Source organism: Ruminococcus sp. RTP21484sp1_RTP21277st1_D2_RTP21277_210401, from assembly GCF_040924225.1.
In the GTDB taxonomy this organism is placed as follows: Bacteria; Bacillota; Clostridia; order Lachnospirales; family Lachnospiraceae; genus Blautia_A; species Blautia_A faecis.
The window spans coordinates 117,274-138,368 of record NZ_JBCOMJ010000002.1 but is presented as its reverse complement, the minus strand read 5'-3'; the positions used below and the strand labels follow the sequence as shown (position 1 = coordinate 138,368).

15 protein-coding genes are annotated in these 21,095 nt (G+C 39.5%); 13 read left to right on the top strand and 2 right to left on the bottom strand.

Translation table 11 applies throughout. The features are described from left to right. Window positions 1-24: 24 nt before the first annotated feature. From AB5706_RS23035 to AB5706_RS01740, 13 genes are all read left to right on the top strand, one after another. On the top strand, window positions 25-519 hold the full coding sequence (locus AB5706_RS23035) for a hypothetical protein (RefSeq protein WP_243872619.1): 495 nt from the start codon (window positions 25-27) through the stop codon (window positions 517-519). A gap of 234 nt (window positions 520-753) precedes the next feature. Continuing rightward, window positions 754-972 carry a helix-turn-helix domain-containing protein gene (locus tag AB5706_RS01795; protein WP_173717964.1) on the top strand — a complete coding sequence of 73 codons (219 nt, stop codon included), beginning with the start codon at window positions 754-756 and terminating at the stop codon, window positions 970-972. Between the two features lie 14 nt (window positions 973-986). Next, the gene (locus AB5706_RS01790) at window positions 987-1,592 is read left to right on the top strand and encodes a DUF1819 family protein (RefSeq protein ID WP_173717965.1); all 606 of its coding nucleotides are present in this window, start codon (window positions 987-989) and stop codon (window positions 1,590-1,592) included. Between the two features lie 11 nt (window positions 1,593-1,603). Continuing rightward, a complete protein-coding gene (locus tag AB5706_RS01785) occupies window positions 1,604-2,164 on the top strand; it encodes a DUF1788 domain-containing protein (RefSeq protein ID WP_173717966.1) in 561 nt (186 codons plus the stop codon). A 13-nt stretch (window positions 2,165-2,177) separates the two neighbouring features. Beyond that, window positions 2,178-5,726 (top strand): BREX system P-loop protein BrxC, encoded by a 3,549-nt coding sequence (gene brxC / locus AB5706_RS01780; protein ID WP_368365692.1) that lies wholly within the window; start codon window positions 2,178-2,180, stop codon window positions 5,724-5,726. 20 nt (window positions 5,727-5,746) lie between these two features. Then, on the top strand, window positions 5,747-6,733 hold the full coding sequence (locus AB5706_RS01775; RefSeq protein WP_173770662.1) for a hypothetical protein: 987 nt from the start codon (window positions 5,747-5,749) through the stop codon (window positions 6,731-6,733). 13 nt (window positions 6,734-6,746) lie between these two features. Next, on the top strand, window positions 6,747-10,280 hold the full coding sequence (gene pglX, locus AB5706_RS01770; protein WP_368365691.1) for a BREX-1 system adenine-specific DNA-methyltransferase PglX: 3,534 nt from the start codon (window positions 6,747-6,749) through the stop codon (window positions 10,278-10,280). A 13-nt stretch (window positions 10,281-10,293) separates the two neighbouring features. Beyond that, window positions 10,294-10,524 carry a DUF3791 domain-containing protein gene (locus AB5706_RS01765; RefSeq protein WP_368365690.1) on the top strand — a complete coding sequence of 77 codons (231 nt, stop codon included), beginning with the start codon at window positions 10,294-10,296 and terminating at the stop codon, window positions 10,522-10,524. Between the two features lie 44 nt (window positions 10,525-10,568). Beyond that, window positions 10,569-11,396 (top strand): hypothetical protein, encoded by an 828-nt coding sequence (locus tag AB5706_RS01760; RefSeq protein ID WP_173770660.1) that lies wholly within the window; start codon window positions 10,569-10,571, stop codon window positions 11,394-11,396. Window positions 11,397-11,435: 39 nt separating this feature from the next. Beyond that, complete coding sequence (locus AB5706_RS01755; protein WP_173770659.1) at window positions 11,436-12,908, top strand: RNA-binding domain-containing protein; 1,473 nt, start codon at window positions 11,436-11,438, stop codon at window positions 12,906-12,908. Window positions 12,909-12,917: 9 nt separating this feature from the next. After that, window positions 12,918-15,560, top strand: coding sequence for a BREX-1 system phosphatase PglZ type A (gene pglZ / locus AB5706_RS01750; RefSeq protein ID WP_368179379.1), 2,643 nt, complete (start codon window positions 12,918-12,920; stop codon window positions 15,558-15,560). Between the two features lie 20 nt (window positions 15,561-15,580). Next, window positions 15,581-17,698 carry a protease Lon-related BREX system protein BrxL gene (gene brxL / locus AB5706_RS01745; protein ID WP_368365689.1) on the top strand — a complete coding sequence of 706 codons (2,118 nt, stop codon included), beginning with the start codon at window positions 15,581-15,583 and terminating at the stop codon, window positions 17,696-17,698. A gap of 16 nt (window positions 17,699-17,714) precedes the next feature. Beyond that, window positions 17,715-20,288, top strand: a complete 2,574-nt coding sequence (locus AB5706_RS01740) for a TrlF family AAA-like ATPase (protein ID WP_368365688.1) — start codon at window positions 17,715-17,717, stop codon at window positions 20,286-20,288. Window positions 20,289-20,504: 216 nt separating this feature from the next. Here the strand turns inward: AB5706_RS01740 and AB5706_RS01735 are convergent, their stop codons facing one another. Beyond that, window positions 20,505-20,969, bottom strand: a complete 465-nt coding sequence (locus AB5706_RS01735; protein WP_306467778.1) for an XRE family transcriptional regulator — start codon at window positions 20,967-20,969, stop codon at window positions 20,505-20,507. Then, entirely contained in the window at window positions 20,926-21,030 is a 105-nt protein-coding gene (locus AB5706_RS01730) for a hypothetical protein (RefSeq protein WP_308768482.1), read from the bottom strand. Before AB5706_RS01730 ends, AB5706_RS01735 begins: the two co-directional genes overlap by 44 nt. Window positions 21,031-21,095 lie beyond the last annotated feature (65 nt).

Here is a 21,095-nt window from a genome sequence, read left to right as displayed (position 1 = left end):
CTGTCTGGAAAGGAAGTGGGGAGAATGGCACAGATTTTTCGTGTAGAGAGAACTAAGAATTTTACGGTAATGAGTAATCATCATTTCAAGAATAAGAATCTGACATTGAAAGCGAAAGGGCTATTATCGCTGATGTTAAGTTTGCCAGAGCTATTCTTCGAGAATCACGAAATGCAAGACGAAATTCGGAAATTAAACGACGAAATTCATCGTTTGACAACCGAACTGTCCGAAACGCAGAAGCTGAATCAATTGCTTCAGAAGAACAACGACGATCTGAGGAACAGAAACGGTTTGAAGAGCAGGAGCGAGCAAGAGCTGCTCGAAGAAGAAATAAAAGACGTTCGGGACCAGAACTCTAAATTGCAGATACAGGTGAATAAATCATCTGTGCAAGCTGTTGATGAGGCATATAGAAAACAAAAAGGAGCAGAAAAACAATTACAGTCATTAAAGTATCAGGCGGAACAGAATAGAAAGACAGCTGAGAAGGAAGTGCAAAAATTGAAAAAAGGATAAGATTGCAATCAGAGAAAATAAACGAGATAAAATTTTTCTGTGGAATCGGATATATAGTGGCACGTGTACTTTCAGCTTGTCTTATTAAGATGTGCTTCGTGTGATTTTAAATGCGATATTTCAGAATTGAATTACGATTTTTGATAGATTAGATTGTTTGAAACGCATTTTTATGATATGATGATAAATACCATGTGAACAGATATTTCAAGCAAATAAGATTGAGGTGAAAAAATGGCAGTTAGTTACAAGAAATTGTGGAAATTGTTAATTGATAAAGAAATGATGAAGAAAGATTTGCGTGCAATGACAGGAGTTAGTACAACAACGATGTCTCGATTATCAAAAGATGAAAATGTAAGTACAGAGATTCTGTCAAAGATATGTTCTGCTTTGAATTGTGATGTTGGAGACATCATGGAATTTGTTCCCGATAAAAAAGAGAAACAGTAAGGAGGTACGGGAACATGGATCATTCTTATCCTTATATTGCGTCTTTGACCAGAGAGCCGTTCCTTTTCTACGAAATGCGTTCTACCGCAAAGCTAATGGTAGAAGGAAATTCTGATGATGCAATTGTTAAAGAAATTGTAGAGCAGAATCTTTTTCAGTATCCAACTGAAAAATCTATTACACGCATGGCGAAAGCCTGCATCAAACGGCTTCATGTACTAGAAGATGATTCACTGGTTGCTGCGATTGCGTCACAGCCAACGGATGTAGCAAAACAGATTTGTCTTTATGCATTGATGAAGCAGAGCCGACTGGTTTGGGAATTTATGCTGACCGTCATTGGCGAGAAGTACAGATTAAGGGACACGTTTTTTGGTAAGATAGATTTGAATACATTTTTTATGCGTTTACAGGAGCAGAATGATACCGTAGCTTCCTGGAGCGATAGTACGATAACAAAGTTAAAACAGATTATTGCCAGAGTGCTTGTCGAAACAGAATATCTCGACAACCTCAAGGCAGATCATTTGAATCCAGTATGGCTGCATCCTATTTTGGAGAATGCCATCAGAAGCAATGGCGACACGGCGGTACTGCCGGCGTTTAATTGCTTTGTGTAGGAGGTAACCCGATGAGTGAAATAAAAGAGCGCCTGGACAAAGTTCGGGCATTGATTCAGGAGCCGGAGTTCCTGGAAGGCAAGGGACTCAGCAATGAGGTGAATATCAGAATCTTCTGTTATGAACCGGAGAACGAAATGGTTGTCCGCCATTTTGTAAATCAGCTGGAAACCGATCAGTCCTTAGATTGCCATTTGATTGTTTGTAATTTATATAAAATATTTCTTTCTATCTGCGATGATATGGACATCACAGATGCGATTCCGGATATGGAAGAAGCTGACGGAAGTGCTTATCTTCTGGAGCAGCTTAACTCCGCAATCGGCAATGGAGAGTTCATTGATAAAATCCAGTATGAGCCACACGAACCGGGTGATGTGCTAATGCTGACAGGTGTGGGCGAGGTGTTCCCGTTTATGAGAATCCATACGTTACTGGAAGCTTTGCAACCGTATTTTTTCGATGTTCCGATTTTGGTTATGTATCCGGGTGAGTTTGATGGTCGTCATGTAAAATTGTTCAATCGTTTGACACCAAATGATTATTACCGGGCATTCAATGTCATAGATTAAGGGGGATAAAGCCATGATGATTCGAGATATGTTTGCGGATGACATTAACCGCAAAATCAATGGTGTAATTAAAGTAGATCAGGCTGCTGATGATGTAATCGAGCAGGAGTTAAATGAATATGTCATTACCAGAGAATTGAAGAAACATTTCATTACGTTCTTCAATTATTACGGTGATGCTTTCGACCAGCCGACCGCTGATATGGGTGTTTGGATTTCTGGTTTCTTTGGAAGTGGTAAATCTCACTTTTTGAAAATGCTTTCCTACCTTTTGGAAAATAAAGAGGTAAAAGGTATCCGCAGTGTGGAACGTTTCCGTAAAAAATTTGAGGATGACCCGGCAACTTTTATGCTGATCGACCGTGCCACGAAGGGACAGACGGAAACCATTCTTTTCAACATTGATATTGAAGGCTTCAGCAATAAAGACAAGACTGCCGTACTTCGTGTATTTGCAAAGATGTTCTACAACCATTTGGGATTTTACGGTGAGAATCTGAAAGTTGCCATGATGGAGCGTTATATTGACCAGCAGAGAAAAACCGAGGAGTTCCGCAGAGTTTTTGAAGAAAAGAAAGGCAAGCCTTGGCTTGAAATGCGCCGTGCCTTTGCTTTCAATGGCAAGTTCATCATCCCGACGTTGATGGAAGTTCTGGATATGAGTGAGGACGATGCTAAGGCGTGGTTTAATGATAAAACCGCAACAGAAATTTCGATTGCACAGCTTGTGGAAGATATGAAAGCCTATGTAGATACCAAGCCTGCCAACTTCCGTCTGCTGTTTATGATTGACGAGGTTGGTCAGTATGTTGGTACGGATACCGATATGCTTTTGAACCTCCAGTCTCTGACTGAAAAAATCGGAAGTGAGTGCGATGGTAAGATTTGGGTGATCTGCACCGGACAGGAAGCCATTGATGAAATCATCAAAGTTCGTGCGGATGAGTTCTCCCGTATCCAGGCTCGTTTCAAAACAAGACTGAGCTTATCTTCTTCCTCCGTGGATGAAGTTATCCAGAAGCGTATCTTAAAAAAGAAGCTGGAAGCAACGAAAGACCTGGAAGGTGTTTATGAGCAGAATGATTCTGTTTTGCGTAACTTGTTCAGTTTTAGCGGCTCTATTCTGGATATTAAAGGTTATTCCGGACCGAGAGAATTTACAGAGAACTTCCCATTCGTGCCGTATCAGTTCATCATCATGCAGAAAGTATTTGCTGAAATCCGCAAGCACGGAAATTCCGGTAAGCACCTGTCTGGTGGTGAGCGTTCCATGCTCTCCGGTTTCCAGGAAGCTGCACAGAAAATTCAGGATAAGGATGAATACGCACTTGTTCCATTCTTCCGTTTTTACGATACAGTACATACTTTCCTGGACGGTTCTATTCGCCGAGTGATCGAGCGTTGCCAGAAAGCTGCTGACAACGGGGACGGTATCGAACAGCAGGATGTAGATGTACTGAAACTTCTGTACCTGATTCGATATATTGATGATATTCCTTCCAATCTGGACAATATTGTTATCCTTATGGCAGACGATATTCGTGTAGATAAGATTGTTATGCGTGAAGCTGTACGCGGATGCCTTGATCGTCTGATGAGCCAGAACTATATCGGCAGAACCGGAGACACTTATAACTTTCTGACTGATGAAGAACAGGACATTCAGCGTGAAATCCGGGATACCAACGTGGATACCGCTTCTATTGTGGAGCGTATCGCTCAGATGATTTACGGTGACATTTTCACAACTAAGAAGTTTCGTCATGGAAAATATGACTTTGCTTTCGATCAGATGGTTGACGGCATTACCGTTGGAGTGGCAACAGGTGGTATGCGTCTGCGTTTCCTGACCGTTGCTACCGATGCTATTGAAAAAACTGATTACCGTCTGATGGCAGAGTCAAAAGGAAACGAAGCAATCGTGGTTCTGGCTGATACGCCTTACTATGAATCTCTGGAATCTGCTATGAAGATTCGTAAGTATGTAAAGCAGAGAAATGTAAGCCAGCTTCCAAAAACTGTGCAGAAAATCATCAGTGACCAACAGGACGAAGCCGGAAAATATGAGCTGAGTGCAATGACCGAATTGCAAAATGCCATTGAAAGGGCGCAGTTCTATGTAGACGGCGAACATCTGGAAATTAAAGCCGGAAATGCCAAAAGCAAAATTGACCAGTCTCTTGAATATCTGGTTGCTCATGTATATAGCAAGCTCGACCTGATTACAGATAATGCAGGAAGTGACGCAGATATTATTGCAATTCTGACAGGTGCGGTAACGGCACTTCCGGGCATGGAGCCAAACCGTGATGCTGCTTCTGCTATGGAAGAATATCTGGAAATGCAGGATGCGAAAAAACTGCCGACATCTATGGCGGACGTACAAAGCAAATATAGTGCAATTCCGTATGGATGGAAAGAAATTGATATTGCTGCGGTTACGGCACAGCTGATTTATTCCCAGAAAGTAACCATCAAGTATGCAGGCAATACCATTCAGCCAGATAACCCGAAATTGCCAGATATGCTCCGCAAAAAGAGTGAGATCGGCAAGACTTCCATCAGCAAGCGTAAAACCATTTCTGCTACGATGATGCGTGATGTAAAAGCGATGCTCCGAGAGTATTTCGATATCATGGATGTACCGGATGATGAAGATGGTCTGATTCGCTTTGTGACTGAGAAATTCAGTGAACAGCGTGATTACTATGCTTCTTTGGATGCCCGTTATGATGGACATAAATACCCGGATCGTGCATTGGTACAGGAAGCCATTCATCTGATGGATGATGTACTTTCTCAGAAGAAAGACAATATTGCCCTGATTGAGCGTGTCCTGAAAAAAGAGGATGCTCTCTTTGATAATAAAGAAGTCATGAGCAACGGCATTGAAAACTTCTTCAAAACTCAGGTGACAGTATTCGACCAGGCAGTACAGTTTGAAAAATCTCTGCATGATGACCTTGAACGTATTGCAGAAAATGAAGAAGCACACAAGGCACTGAATACCATCCGTTTGATTACTATGGTTCAGACCGGAAGCAAGTTCAACTATACCCGGATTCGTGAACTGAATCCGTTGATGGATACGGTTCGTACCGCCCATGATAAGATGCTGGAAGAAAAACGTGCCGAGGTTCTGGAAACAGTTCGTCAGTGTATGGAAGCAACCCACACTGCCGCAAACGGCGATTCCAAGGCATCCCATCTGATTGAAAAATCAGACCGGTATTTCAGCCAGTGCAAGGAGAAAATTGCAGAATTAAAGAGTCTTGCCCTTCTGGATGCTATGTTCTTGCCGATGTGTCAGTACAAGGATGATACAGTCGGTAATATTGAATCTGTTTTGGCTCCGCCTACACCGAAGCCGCCAGTACAGCCGATACAGCAAGGAAAAGAGCAAACGACTGCAAAGAAAAAGGTAGTTCGTGCCTATAACCGTCAGGTTGTATTCCAAGCAAAGACCTTACAGACGGATGCGGACATTGATGATTATGTAGAAAAGATTCGTTCTCAGCTGAAACAGTTGCTGAAGAATTGCGATGAGATCAAGCTGAATTAGAAAAAGTATAGGGGAAAATAATGGATAGCAATGAATCATCTAACGAGAAAACAGAATTTCAATTAGAAAGCGAAAGAAATCCAGAAATGGACAAATTAGCTGAGAGAAAAATTTCAGGACAGCAGTTAGAGAAAAGTATAAGCCCTGCAATTAAGAATATGACTTCGATTATTCAAAAAAATCAAGCGAGTATGTTGGGATTGTTGCAGACTAATATGAATTATGCGTTGGAGCCATTAAAAAATTCAGTACTAGGTCGAATGCAAGAATTATTAGATGTTTGGAAGCAGGCATTTGCTGTAAAATATGATTTTAGCGAGTTAGCTGAATCGGCTCGTAGAATGAGCGAAATAATTTCTGAATCTGTACAAAGAATTAGAATTCCAGCTCTTTCTGAAGAACGTAAACAGGAACTTATAGAGGCACATAAATTATGGGGAAGTTATGGATGGACAATGAATCCGTGTGAGAATGCAAAAAAGATATTTGAGCATATGCCTAGTGATAAAAAGTCAGCAGATATTATTGCATTAAAACAATGTTCAGGCCAAAAAATGGAGCAGATTTTTGAGATTATTAGCGAAACTAAGAGAGTGAAAAAAGCAGACTTTGAAGAAGCAGTGTTTGATTATAATCATAGGCAGTATAAATCGTGTGCACTTATTTTATTTTCATTAGTAGATGCGGTATTGATTAGATTGCAGAAAAAATCAGACTTAAAGGGAAAAAGGCGTGAAGTTGGTTTAAGAGCCGTGAGTAAAGCAAAGACACGTACAGAAACAGATATAAATGTACAAATGCTTTTTATTGCTATGTTTTATACAAATCTTTTTGCTTGCCTTGAAAAAGTATTTGAAGGTGGAAAAGATTTCAAAAATCAGCCAGATGTAATAAACAGAAATTTTCTTGATCATGGAATGATGACAAAGAAGGTTAGAAAAAAGGATTGTATTCAATTATTTTTATTGTATTATAATATGCTTGAATTACTTGATATGATTTATTAGAAGGGTAAATACTATGGATAAAAATGCGATTAAAAAATTTGCTGTCTGGGCAAGAACAGAGCTGATCGCCCGTGTTTCCCTAAAAGGTGTGGAATACGGTATCACTGAGGACAAAATTGAGGATGCCAATGTGGACAGCGTTGGCGGCAAAGTCCTCACTGCCGACGAAAAGAAACAGCGTCAGGCTCTTATTGCTGAGATTAACGATAAAGGATATAAGCAGGTCATGGAGGAGGTTGCCTATACTTGGTTCAACCGCTTCTCTGCTCTGCGATTCATGGAAGTCAACGGCTATCTTCCTTCTCATGTGCGTGTATTCACGGATGAGGAAAACAACTTTAAGCCGCAGATTATAACCGAAGCCATTCATTTGGATTTGGATGGACTGGATATGGAAAAGGTCTATGAACTGAAAGATGCCGAAAAGACCGAAGAACTGTATAAATATCTGCTGATCGTGCAGTGTAACGCCTTGAATAAGATTCTGCCAGAAATGTTCCAGAAGATTGCAGATTACACCGAGCTTCTTCTACCGGACAATCTGCTCCGTGAAGGCAGCGTCATTCAGCAGATGATTGAGCTGATACCGGAGGATGATTGGAAGGATGCTGTCCAGATCATCGGCTGGTTGTATCAGTATTATAACAGTGAGAAAAAGGATGACGTTTTCGCAGCACTGAAAAAGAATGTGAAAATCACAAAAGAAAACATCCCTGCAGCAACCCAGCTTTTCACACCGGACTGGATTGTTCGCTACATGGTGGAGAACAGCCTTGGTCGTTTATGGCTGGAGGGACACCCAGATGTCAAGGAGCAGCTTCTTCCTACCGAGGAAGAACAGTCTGCTTATGCTGCCGGAAACCGTGAACCGGAAGATACCAAATGGCACTACTATCTGGAAGAAGCCGAGCAGGAGCCGGAAGTACAGGCACAGCTTGCCGAGATTCGTAAGGAATACGCCGCACTGACGCCGGATCAGCTGAAAGTCATTGACCCTTGCTCCGGTTCCGGTCATATTCTTGCGTATATGTTTGATGTGCTGATGAAGATTTATGAATCCTACGGCTATACCACCCGTGAAGCAGTGGCAAGTATTGTAGAGAATAATCTTTACGGTATGGATATTGATGATCGTGCGGCACAGCTGGCTTACTTTGCGGTAATGATGAAAGCCCGTCAGTATGACCGCCGATTCTTTGGCCGTGGCATTCAGCCCCATGTATATGCTATTGTGGAGAGCAACCATGTAGATAAATTTGCAGTGGACTATTTCTGTAATGGCGATGTGAAGCTCACAACAGCTATGGACACCATCATCAAAGAACTGCATGATGCAAAGGAATACGGCTCTATTCTGACTGTAACACCGCAGAATTGGACTGCTCTGTATGACCGTTTTGCTGAGATTACGGAAGATATAAATATGTCTCGTGAGACAGCATTGAGAGAATTGCTGCCGTTGGTGCAGGTGGCAGAAGCACTGGCACAGAAATATGATGTAGTTGTGACGAATCCACCGTATATGGGATTAAGTAATGGAAATGCAAGACTTAATAATTATGTTAAAAAGGAATATCCAGATGGTAAGGCTGATTTTTGCACATGCTTTATGATAAAGTGTATGGAAATGTGTAAGAAAAATGGAAAAATGTCGATGATAAATATTCCTGCTTGGATGTCCTTAGTTAGTTTTGAAAATCTCCGAAAAAATTTCATAAAGAATTATATAATTGATAATATGCTTCATTTCGGAAGAGGAATATTCGGTTCGGATTTTGGCTCGGTTGCATTTTCAATTACAAAACACAGTAATACGGACTTTACTGGAACTTATATGCGACTGTTTGAAAAGCAGGGAGATGTTGAAACTGTTGAAGAAAAAAATAAAAGATTCTTTAGTGAAAGAAAATATAATTGCAGCGGAAAAGAGTATTTAGCAATACCAGGTGTTCCAATTGCATATTGGCTATCACATAAATTCTTTGCAACATTTAATGCTAAACAATTAGGTGAAGTGTTGGTAACGAGAGAAGGTATGGCAACTGCTGATAATGATCGTTTTCTTAGATTGTGGTCAGAAGTGAAGATGGAGTCCATTGGATTTGGAGTGCAAAACGAACGAGAATGTATAGCTTCAAAGAAGAGATGGTTTCCTTATCAAAAAGGTGGAGAATACAGAAAGTGGTATGGAAACCAAAATTACCTTGTTAATTGGGAAAATGATGGCTATGATGTGAAACATAACTATGATCTAAAAACAGGGCGGTTAAGATCACACAATTATAATGGCGAATATGCTTTTAGAGTTGGTTTAACATGGACATCATTAAGTATCAGTAGCATTTCTGTAAGATACTCACCGACAGGTTTTTTGTTTGATTCAAAAGGGGCGATGGGTTTTTGTGATAATAGAAAAGATTTAATGAGAGCGATTGCATTGTTAAATAGCAAAGTGGGTTCAGAATATTTGAAAATATTTTCTCCAACAGTTGATTTTAAGGTGGGAGATGTTATTCAAATACCAGATTATTCTCAAAAAGATGAAATTATAAGTGAATTAACAGAGAAGTGCATTGAACTATCAAAGAGAGAATGGGATTCATACGAAACATCATGGAATTTTGAACGTCATCCTTTTATTGGTCATTTTTGCACAATAGCAGAGGCATTTCAAAAATGGGTAGACCAATGCAATGATTGGTTTGAGAGTATGAAAACTGCCGAAGAAGAATTAAATCGTGTGTTTATAAACATTTATGGTTTACAGAATGAAATGACACCGAATGTAGATGAAAAGAATATTACAATCCGCAAAGCCAATCTTAGTAGGGATATTCGTTCCTTCATTTCCTATGCAGTTGGCTGTATGTTTGGTCGTTACTCTTTGGATGTGGATAGTCTTGCTTATGCAGGCGGTGAATGGGATGCCAGCAAGTATGCTTCTTTCGATGTTGATAAGGATAACATTATCCCAATTTGCGATGATGAATACTTTGAGGATGATATTGTTGGTCTATTTGTGAAATTTGTGAAAACCGTTTACGGTGCAGATACGTTGGACGAAAACCTGAAATTCATTGCCGATGCTCTGGGTGGCAAAGGTCAGCCGAAAGATGTGATTCGGAATTATTTTATAAATGAATTTTTTAAGGATCATTGTAACACTTATCAGGTTACGGGTTCTGGAAAGCGCCCGATTTACTGGCTGTTTGACAGTGGCAAGAAGAATGGTTTTAAGGCTCTGATTTATATGCACCGTTATCAGCTGGACACCATTGCTCGTATCCGTACCGACTATGTGCATGAACAGCAGGCTCGTTATCGTACAGCCATTGCCGATCTGGAACAGCGCATTGCCAATGCTTCCACCGGCGAGCGTGTGAAGCTGAACAAAAAGCTGACCACATTGCAGGCACAGGATACTGAAATCAGAACCTACGAGGAAAAGATTCATCACCTTGCCGACCAGATGATTTCTATTGATCTGGATGATGGTGTGAAAAAGAATTATGCAATTTTCCAGGATGTTTTGGCTAAAATAAAGTAAGGAGGGATTGCGTATGATGACTGCAAACCCGATTTTACTTCAGAAAAAATATGCCCGTGTCATTGAGTGTTTTGCCAAACAGCAGGGACTTTCACTGGATGAGGCATTGGGATTATTTTATCATTCCGAAGTTTATCGGCTAATGCGAGATGGTGTTTCTGATATGCACTGTATGAGTGATCTGTATCTTGCAGAGAAATTAAGACTGGAATATACAGAGAAGTTTCTGGAAAATCGCCAATAACTGAAATGTGAGTTTGGTATTTATTCGTGATGAGGTGCTACAAAATGATTGATTTTAACAATCCGAACACGTTCCCCAAAGAATTGAGAAATTGGGGAACTGAATTTGAAAAGATGATTTTAAGAAGAGTAAATACGGATAATATTGAGGAATGGTGGCAAATTGAACATCAGTTGCAAGATATTAGAATCGATGAATCGAAGTTGGTTACTGATTTTGTTAAAGATAATATGGATACAGAAATTGCAGTATGTCATTGTACACGTATTTTAGATGAGAATGAATATTGGAAACATGGTCTTGTGACTGCGGGAGGGAAAAACAGTGCTGGCGAGAAACGATTACAAAAACTCCTTGTGGATATAGGTTTAGATGATGACAAAATAGAAGAAGTATTTTCGCATGTATATTATTTATGGAATCGAGATAAACAATCCAGAACAAAGCCGGTACATTTCTTTATTGATAAAAGTCAAGTATATAAGGACGATCAATTAAACCATTTTGCTATCAATTTAGGGGGCGAAATTTTGCGATGGTCTTTGGAGGCGATTGACAGGGAACTGTATAAAGAAGAACCTTATAAGCGTTTATGGATTATGGGGACTCCGTCTGTAATAACATTTAAGGTAAAATTAGATGATATTCATGAGATATATCGCAATAGTTTAATTGCCGAAATAGTCAAATATAACATAACGAATGATCTCTTTGGCTTTAATTATGAATTTGAATTTACAGGAATGACAGTTGGAGATGTTCCGCCGCAAAATATTTTAAGTATCGAAGAAATAAAAGATTACATACAAATGCAAGAAAAATATTCCGATTATAAGGGATTCTATGATGAATTGAAAAGTGACTTTAAATAATCAGGTGGCGAATGCTACCAAAGAGAGCGAGGTGTTACAATGACCATAGAAGAAATTCTTGCAGGAGAATCGAAGAATGTGGAGTTCAAAGAGAACCTGCCGGAGAAAAGCATCAAATATATGAAGTCTGTGGTTGCCTTTGCAAATGGAACCGGAGGAAAAATCATTTTCGGAATTGCTGATAAAACCAGAGAGGTGGTTGGCTTTGACAAGGAAGATGTATTCAAGAAAATGGATGCCATAGCCAATGCCGTATCAGACAGCTGTGAACCGGCAATCATCCCGGATATTACTTTACAGACGGTCGATGGTAAGACGGTCATTGTGGTAGAGGTTTCTGAGGGCAGACAGCGTCCATATTATATCAAAGCCCTTGGCAGAGATGGCGGTGTATATGTCCGTGTTGCCGGAACAACCCGCCTTGCCGATGAGTATATGGTAAAGGAGTTGCTGTTCGAGGGCAGTAACCGCTACTACGATCAGGTTTTGTGTACAGGACTGAATATCACGGATGAAGATATTGATGCTCTTTGCAAAGCAATGAAGGAACAGGCAGTCAGGAATGCCCATAATGAGGAACAGAAAGCATCTATCAAAGATGTCGGCAGGCAACAGCTGCGTTCCTGGGGTGTTTTGATTGAGCGTGATGGAAAAGATTATCCGTCCAATGCCTTTGCTATTTTGACAGGCAACGGTGGACTTCATGTTGCAACGCAATGTGGCGTGTTCAAAGGTACAACGAAAGCGGTATTTGTTGACCGTAGAGAATATACCGGTCCGCTTTGGGAACAGATAGACGAAGCATTTCAGTTTGTCTTGAGAAATATTCATCTGGGTGCTACTATTGTGGGAATTTATCGCCAGGATGTTTATGAGATTCCACCGGATGCCATTCGTGAGTTGATTATCAATGCTATGGTACATCGTAGTTATCTGGATCATGGTACGATACAGGTAGCGGTATATGACAACCGATTAGAAATTACTTCTCCAGGAAAGTTGCCAATGGGACAAACGATGGAGCGTATGAAAGAAGGCTATTCTAAAATCAGAAATGAAGCTCTTGCTCATGCGTTTGCTTATATGAATCTGATCGAGCATTGGGGAAGCGGCATTCCAAGAATTATAGACAAAGTAAAAGCTTCCGGACTGCAGGAGCCGGAGTTTATTGGTGGCGAAGTTGATTTGCGTATCAATATTTATCGAGGTCAGGTTCATACCAATAACGCCATAATTAACGCCAATAACACTAAAAATGGCGCTAATGGCGTTAATTATGGCGCTGATGATGGCACTAATGGCGCTGAAGTGCCACTTAATAAGGAACAGACGCAGATAGAAAAATTGTTGCAGATTATAGAGAAGAATCCGTCTGCAACACAGGCCTATTATGCAGAAAAAATGGGTATATCGAAAAGAACGGTTTCTCGAATGTTCGCTTCTTTACAGGAAAAAGGTAGATTGGTACAGAGCGGAACAAAACGAAAAGCAAATTGGAAAATTATAAGGTAGGAGGACAGCATGGATACAGATAAAATAATACAAGATTTAAATCGCAGGTTTGCTGCACCTCTTCCTGAGTTTTATCAGCGTCGTATCATTTTCTGGTACGATGAAGATAAGGAATTTGAGGATAAACTGGATGAAGTGGTTTTGGAAAATGCAAAGGTGATTGCGCTGACTGGAAATAATGCGTTTTCTGTAAAAAAAATGCTTTCAGTAGATGATTTGACCACAAATTATCTGGTTTACAGTCCGTGTGTCTATAACCGCCCAGATGATAACTGGCTTCTAGATGTGGAGCTTTACAGCGAAGAGTTTCGGGCGGATCTGATTTCTATCTGGATGGATGAGATGGGACTTATATCAAATCCGGCAATGAGGAAACAGGTTAAAAATTATCGTGCTTATTTCAATGCGAAAGACCGTCGTTTGAAAGTTAGCACGCAGAATAAAGTTCCGGAAACACCGGCACAGTTACACATGGCTGTCATGGCGGCAATCTGTGGATTGAAAGATGCACAGCCTAATATGATTCTCCGTAGTGTTTTCCAGGCGGGACTGGATTTGAATAATAATACGGTTTATCAGGATTTTGTAAAATATCATGCAGACGCAGCTTTTTGGGCGATGGTTCGTCAGGGATGCGGATTTGTGGAGGAAGAACCAGATCTTGGGCGGTTGGCAATTCATCTGCTTTTAACTGCGGCGACCCGTACCATGCGGCAGGAATATCTTGCCGGACTGGACGGTTTTATTTCCATGCCACATCAGGCATATTGCTATGATTTTATTTCTGAATGGCTTCATAGTGATAACATTCCGCAATTATATGATGTGGCACGTTATGTTGAGGATGAAGCTCGTCTGTATCAGCGTTTTGAAAAGCTGACAGTAGAAGATTTGGTAGGAACAGAGTGCTTTCCGTGTATTAATGAAGTGATTCTGACAAAGCTAATGACAGAGATCAGTGACCATATCATTGATGTGGATACCATTACGAATACCGTTGAAAAACGGAGAACTTGTGCATGGTATGAGCCATTTGAGAATTTTTATGACGGTATCTTACAAGTGGCGAATATGCAAAGCTTCTTTAAGGAACATTCTGCCGGATTCCATACCGCAGAAGCGAAAAGTATCTGGAAAGAATATACAGAGAGTTACTATCAGATGGACACTTATTACCGTTTGTTCCATCTTAGTTTTCAAAAGAGTTTGGAGACTTCTAATATTCTGCTGGATGATTTATTTAAGCACGTTGTCGATAAAGTGGAAGGACTCTATAATCATTGGTTCTTAGGTGAGTTGGGCAACAACTGGTCGGCTGTATGTGCGGATGAACTGGCAACTTACGGTAAAGTTCTGGAAGTACCGCAACAGGAGGATTTTTACCGTTCCCGTATCCAAACCTCGGATACGAAAGTATTTGTAATTATCTCAGATGCCATGCGTTATGAAGTGGCAGCTACGATGGCAGATCAGCTTCAGCGAGAAACGCAAAGTAAGGTTTCTATCAGTAGTATGCAGAGTATCTTCCCTTCTACTACAAAGTTTGGTATGGCGGCTTTGTTGCCGCACAAAGAACTGACAGTAGAGGTTCGGAACGATATTTTGACGGTTTTGGCAGATGGACAGTCTACGGCAAGTACTTATAGGGATAAGGTTCTGAAAACAGAAGATTCGGCAAGCGTGGCTTTAAAGTATAATGACATCATTGCTATGAAACGAGCGGAAAGAAGTGCTTTAGTAAAAGGTATGGATGTGGTCTATATTTACCACGATACCATAGATGAAGCCAGCCACACTTCGGATACTGCTGTTTTTGCTGCGTGTGACAAGGCGATTTCAGAATTGAAGAACCTCGTGCGTATCATTGTAAATGAATTTGGCGGAACGAATATTTTAATTACGGCAGACCATGGATTTCTTTATACATACAGTCCTTTGAAGGAAGATGACAAAGTAGATAAAAGAGGCTTTTTTGATGTGGATGTAACAAATTCTGATATCAGAAAAAAAGAAAGCATCAAGCGGTGTGTAGAATATGGCAGAAGATATGCAATTATGCAGAAAGGTGTGCAACCAGATTACTTGATGCCTGTAAAATTCCTGGGCGGAAATACAGAATTCGATGGATTTGCACCGAGAGAAAGTATTCGTATCAAAATGAATGGCGGCGGTATGAATTTTGTGCATGGTGGTATCAGTTTACAGGAAATGGTTGTTCCGGTGATTGAGTATCATTATCTCCGCAATGATTCTATGGAATATAGGCGAAATAAGCAGAAATATGATACCAAGCCGGTAACGGTCAATTTACTGTCCGCAAACCGTAAAATCAGCAATATGATTTTTTCGTTGAATTTCTATCAAAAAGATGCGATCAGTACAAATCGTGAAGCAGCAACCTATCAAGTTTATTTTACAGATGAGGACGGCAAACAGATTAGTGATATTCAGAAGATTATTGCAGATAAGACCAGCGATAACGGTGCAGAAAGAACTTTCCGTTGTCAGTTTAATTTGAAATCTCTGAAATACAGCAATACAGCTACTTATTATCTGGTAATTGCAGATGAACAGGGATTACAGCTGCCACAGCGGGAGCCATTCCAGATTGACATCGCCTTTGCGGTGGACGAGTTTGATTTTTTTAGTTAATGCCGCAGGAGGAGAGAAAGATGGAGCAATTTGCAGAGGGTGAAAGTACCCGTGAAGAAATAAAGAACAAGCTCCGTCAGAACTTTGACGGTAAGATTGTTCGGAAAGACCTGACAAAGAAAATCAAAGAAGGGGCGAATGTCCCAGTGTATGTTCTTGAGTTCTTGTTGGGACAGTATTGCAGTTCAGATGATGAGACGGTTATAGAGAAAGGCGTACAGAATGTGAAGCGTATTCTTGCTGACAACTTTGTACGTCCGGATGAATCACAGAAGATTCTGTCTCAGCTGCGTAAAAAAGGCAGTCACACAATCATTGATATGGTGACTGTTCGACTGGATATGAAAAAGGATTGCTTTTTTGCAGAGTTTTCTAATTTGGGCGTTGGTAATGTACCGATTGCCGATGAATATCCAGAAAAATTTGATCGCCTGCTCTGTGGCGGTATCTGGTGTATTGTTCAGCTGGATTATGAGGTTGAAGGCGACAATAATTTTGGTATTGAGGACATTGATGGAAATCCGCTTCGTTCCAAACAGAAAAAGCAGAAAGATATTTCTCCAATCAGTATCCGTAAGCTGACACCAATCCAGATGCCGCACATTGATATTGATGAACTAAAGCAAGGGCGAACAGCTTTTACGAAAGATGAATGGCTGGATATTCTTCTTCGTTCTATCGGCATGGAGCCAGATGAATTTGCATATCGTGAGAAATGGCTGCTCCTGACCCGCATGATTCCATTAGTTGAGAATAACTTTAATCTTTGTGAGCTTGGACCGAGAAGTACCGGTAAATCTCATCTTTACAAAGAGATTTCACCGAACAGTATTTTAATTTCCGGTGGACAGACGACGGTTGCAAACCTGTTTTACAATATGGGACGCAAAACGGTCGGACTGGTCGGCTTATGGGATTGTGTAGCCTTTGATGAAGTGGCAGGTATCAAGTTTAAAGATAAAGATGGCATTCAGATTATGAAGGATTATATGGCATCCGGATCTTTTGCCCGTGGCAAAGAAGAAAAAGCTGCTACTGCGTCCATGGTATTTGTGGGAAATATCAATCAGAGTGTGGAGGTGCTGTTGAAAACCTCCAGTCTGTTTGCACCTTTCCCGCAGGAAATGGGAACAGATACTGCATTTCTTGATCGTATGCATTGTTATCTTCCAGGATGGGAGATACCGAAGTTCAGACCGGAGCATTTTACCGATGATTACGGTTTTATCAGTGACTATTTGGCAGAGTTCATCCGAGAACTTCGCAAGGAGCAGTATGGAGATGCACTTGATAACTACTTCCGCTTGGGGAGAAATCTGAATCAGCGTGATACAATTGCGGTTCGTCGTATGATAGACGGTTATCTGAAGTTGATGTACCCAAATGGTGAGTTTACCAAAGAAGAACTGGAAGAAATTATTCAGATTGCATTGGAAATGCGTCGCCGTGTCAAGGAGCAATTGAAGAAGCTGGGCGGTATGGAATTTTATGATGTAAACTTCTCTTATATAGATTTAGAAGACATGTCAGAACATTATGTTTCCGTACCAGAACAGGGTGGCGGTAAGCTGATACCGGATGGAATGTGTAATCCGGGACAGGTTTATACCGTATCCAGAGGAAAAAGTGGCATGATTGGTGTATTCCGTTTGGAAAGTCAGATGCTTCCGGGCAATGGCAAAATTGAACGAACTGGCTTAGGCAGTGATTCTAAATGCAAGGAAGCGGTGAACACGGCATTTAATTATCTGAAAGCCAACGGCAATCGAATCAGTGGCGCTATCAGCACTTCAACCAAAGACTATATCATCAACTATCAGGATTTACAGGGAATTGGTATGACAGACAAATTGGCACTTCCAACATTGATTGCACTTTGTTCGATTGCCCTTGGAAAGTCTGTTGTCAGCAACTTGGCGGTGTTGGGAGATATAACAATTAGTGGCACAATGATAAAGGTGGATGAACTTGCCAATACACTTCAAATCTGCCTGGATAGCGGCGCAAAGAAGGTGCTGATTCCGAGTACATCGTTTGTTGATTTCGCAAGTGTTCCTGCTGATCTGATGAGTGCATTTCAGTTGATTCCGTATCAGAGTGCTGAGGATGCGGTGTTTAAGGCGTTGGGGGTAGAGTAATATAAGGAGGGATAAAATGTTTGAATCAGGGCTTGAATTTTTAAGGGCAGATTTTCATCTGCATACACAAAAAGATAAAGAATTTTCATATAGTGGTGAACCAAATGAGTTTGTGAAATCATATATTTCGGCATTGAAACAAGCAAATATTTCTGTTGGAGTTATTACCAATCATAATAAATTTGACAAAGATGAATATAAAGCCTTAAAAAGGGCAGCAAGTAAAGAAAAAATATTTATATTACCTGGTGTGGAATTGACTGTTAAAGAGGGAGCTAATGGTATACATACTCTTATAGTTTTTAATCCTGATGAATGGTTAGAAAATGGTAATAATCACATTCAAACATTTTTAACAGCCGCATTTGCAACAATATCTAATCCTGAAAATAGAAATACAAAATGTTGTTATGATTTAAAAAGCACATTGGAAAAACTGGAAGAGTATGGAAAAGATTATTTTGTAATATTTGCCCATGTTGATCAAGGCAGTGGTTTGTTTAACGAATGTGGAGGCGGTCTTTTAGAATCGCTCTCAGGGCTTGCTCCGTTTAGAAAACGAGTTTTAGGAATACAAAAATCGAGGACAAGGGATAATATAAATAAATTTAATCGTTGTTTTGGATATATTCCAGCTCTTATAGAAGGATCGGATCCTAAATCATTGAAAGATATTGGAAAAGGCGATAAACAAACATATTTAAAAATCGGAGAATATTCATATGCGGCGATTAAATTTGCATTACAGGACTATAAAAGTAGAGTTGCTGAATCATTACCGGAAAGAAGACATGGGTATATTGAATCTATAAGTTTTCAAGGCGGAAAATTTGATGGACAGACCATTAGATTTTCATCAGAGCTTAATTCGTTAATTGGAATTCGCGGAAGTGGAAAGTCGTCTGTGCTTGAAGCAATTCGTTATATATTTGATTTGCCGTTGCAAACAGATAAAGAATATAAAGAATCACTGATAAAAAATATTTTTGGCTCAGGAGGAAAAGCAACATTATCTGTTGTTGATAAACATGGCAAACATTATATTGTTAGTCGTATATACGGAGAACAGAGTAATGTTATAGATGAAAATGGGCTTGACTTAAATATACAACCGTCAAGCTTGTTTGATGGAATTCAATATTTTGGGCAAAAAGATCTATCAAGTAGTGCTGATCATGAAAATGGTCTTCTTGAAAAATTGGTTGGTGGAAAAATAGGAAAAAGTGCAGAAATAACATCTTGTGTGAAGGAGTTGACAACAGCGGTTTCTCAATTATTAGATGCGAATAAAATTCCAGAGCAGATTGAGGAATGCAAAATTAAAAAATCTGAAGTTGAGCATAAAATGTCTATTTACAAGGAAAAAGGCGTTGCAGAAAAATTAAAAAAACAAACTGGATACACAACAGATAAAGCAAAGTTAGATTCTGTAAAAGGACGAATTGATTCGGCAGTACGAGAATTAAAAAAGTGTTATGATAATAATAAAGATGTGACTTTAGGCCTGCAGGGCGTGGAAAGTATTTATAATTCTGATATTATAAAGAAGGCAAGTGATATTTTAAGTGCAATTGGAAATGAAATTTTAAAAATTGGAGAGTCCGTCACGCAGATAGAAAGTACTTCGTTAGAATTTGCAGATGTAGTGGAAATGTTATCGAAAAAAATAGATGGATTATCTGATGAATTTGCTGAAATAAAAAGAGAAATCAAAGATGATACGTTGGATATTGATGGATTTGTCAAAATGACAGAAGAGCTGGAAAAATGTAAAGAGAATTTAAAGCAACTAGATGAACGAGCTAAATCCAAAAAACAAATAGAAAGTGCATTCAAGAAAGCACTGCGCGAAAGAAATGATATATTATTAGAACAATTCAATGCATATAAACTTGAAATTCAGAAAATTAATGAATCACAAAATGAATTAAAAATCACTATTGATTTTAAAGGTGACAGAGATAATTTTAAATCACAGATGAAGACTGATTTTAGGGGGTCAGGTATTTCTGAAATAAAATATCAATCCTTATGTGACACGTTTAGAGATTATGTGGAGCTTATAGAAGACTGGATATTATGTGATGGTATGAAAATCAAGGAAATTATTTCATCCCCAGAATATACAAAGCTTGATAAAAAATTGCAAGATCAGTATGCGGATCTTCTGAAGAATCAGGTTTCCAATAACGTTGAAATATATTATCATGACAAATTATTACGACACCATTCAATAGGGCAGCGTGCGTCAGCTCTTATATTGTTTATACTCATGCAGTCTGATAATGATATTATTCTTATAGATCAGCCAGAAGATGATTTGGATAATAAAATTATTTACGATGAAGTAATTACAGCAATTGCAAAAAAGAAACAAGATATACAATTTATTTTTGCTACACACAATGCTAACATTCCAGTTCTGGGTGATGCTGAAAGAATTTTTGTGGTTGAGTATCAAGATACAACGATTGATATATCGCAAGGGAATATTGACCTGAAATCTACACATAAGCAAATTGTAGATATTATGGAAGGCGGAGAGGAAGCATTTGATAAAAGGCAATTAATTTATACATCATGGAAATAGATTGCATAGATGATCAGATTAAAAAATCAAGAACAAACAAATAAGTATATTCCATATTGGGTATAATTTAAGTTTCGCTAAGTTTCACTTATGTAGGTGTCTGAGGGAAATTCAATAGTTAAAACATGAAAAAAAGCACTGAAAACCGTTGGATTATTGGTTTTACAGTGCTTTTTCTTTTGCCAAAGAGGAAAAATGCAGAGAATTTAAGTTTTGTTAAGTTTCACTGAGTTCCGATTTTACAGAGCGCCATTGTTTCTTTGGCTCATATTTTCCACATCCATCACAGGTCTGTGGCCAGTTGATTTTCCATTCAAAATATTCATCTCTGGTAATTTCACCGGATTTCAGTTCATCCATCCGAACCACCCATTCTTTCAGAAAATCATTCAGAACCCCATAATCAAACCACATACAGACAGGAGCATGAGCAGGCCAGCTATCATTGTCATGGTAGTAAACGGAAGTGTCAGCTACTTCATTGCATTTTTCACCGGGAAATTTCCGAGGGAGAAACAGATGCAGGGCAGATGGATTAAATTCATCCAGCCAGAAAAGCAGTTCCATCATTTCGGAAGCGTCACGTCCAGTGGTATCATAGAGGGTATAAGGATTAACATCAAGAGCCTGTGCCATTTTATCGACCAGATCTTTTTGGGGGAACACGAACGCCTTTTTCATATTGTACAATTCTATGTTGATCGGTCAGTCCGATCTTCTCTGACAGTTCTTTTTGTGTTATTTTCCGGAATGTCCGGATTTTTTTAGCTTCAGATTAAAATTCATAAAGTCAACTCTGCATTAGTC

Coding starts and splice junctions, on each gene's coding strand:
- brxC (WP_368365692.1), top strand. CDS start 2,178: ATGATGATTCGAGATATGTTTGCGGATGACATTAACCGCAAAATCAAT.
- AB5706_RS01775 (WP_173770662.1), top strand. CDS start 5,747: ATGGATAGCAATGAATCATCTAACGAGAAAACAGAATTTCAATTAGAA.
- AB5706_RS01765 (WP_368365690.1), top strand. CDS start 10,294: ATGATGACTGCAAACCCGATTTTACTTCAGAAAAAATATGCCCGTGTC.
- AB5706_RS01790 (WP_173717965.1), top strand. CDS start 987: ATGGATCATTCTTATCCTTATATTGCGTCTTTGACCAGAGAGCCGTTC.
- brxL (WP_368365689.1), top strand. CDS start 15,581: ATGGAGCAATTTGCAGAGGGTGAAAGTACCCGTGAAGAAATAAAGAAC.
- AB5706_RS01760 (WP_173770660.1), top strand. CDS start 10,569: ATGATTGATTTTAACAATCCGAACACGTTCCCCAAAGAATTGAGAAAT.
- AB5706_RS23035 (WP_243872619.1), top strand. CDS start 25: ATGGCACAGATTTTTCGTGTAGAGAGAACTAAGAATTTTACGGTAATG.
- AB5706_RS01740 (WP_368365688.1), top strand. CDS start 17,715: ATGTTTGAATCAGGGCTTGAATTTTTAAGGGCAGATTTTCATCTGCAT.
- pglZ (WP_368179379.1), top strand. CDS start 12,918: ATGGATACAGATAAAATAATACAAGATTTAAATCGCAGGTTTGCTGCA.
- AB5706_RS01795 (WP_173717964.1), top strand. CDS start 754: ATGGCAGTTAGTTACAAGAAATTGTGGAAATTGTTAATTGATAAAGAA.
- AB5706_RS01785 (WP_173717966.1), top strand. CDS start 1,604: ATGAGTGAAATAAAAGAGCGCCTGGACAAAGTTCGGGCATTGATTCAG.
- AB5706_RS01755 (WP_173770659.1), top strand. CDS start 11,436: ATGACCATAGAAGAAATTCTTGCAGGAGAATCGAAGAATGTGGAGTTC.
- pglX (WP_368365691.1), top strand. CDS start 6,747: ATGGATAAAAATGCGATTAAAAAATTTGCTGTCTGGGCAAGAACAGAG.
- AB5706_RS01735 (WP_306467778.1), bottom strand. CDS start 20,969: ATGAAAAAGGCGTTCGTGTTCCCCCAAAAAGATCTGGTCGATAAAATG.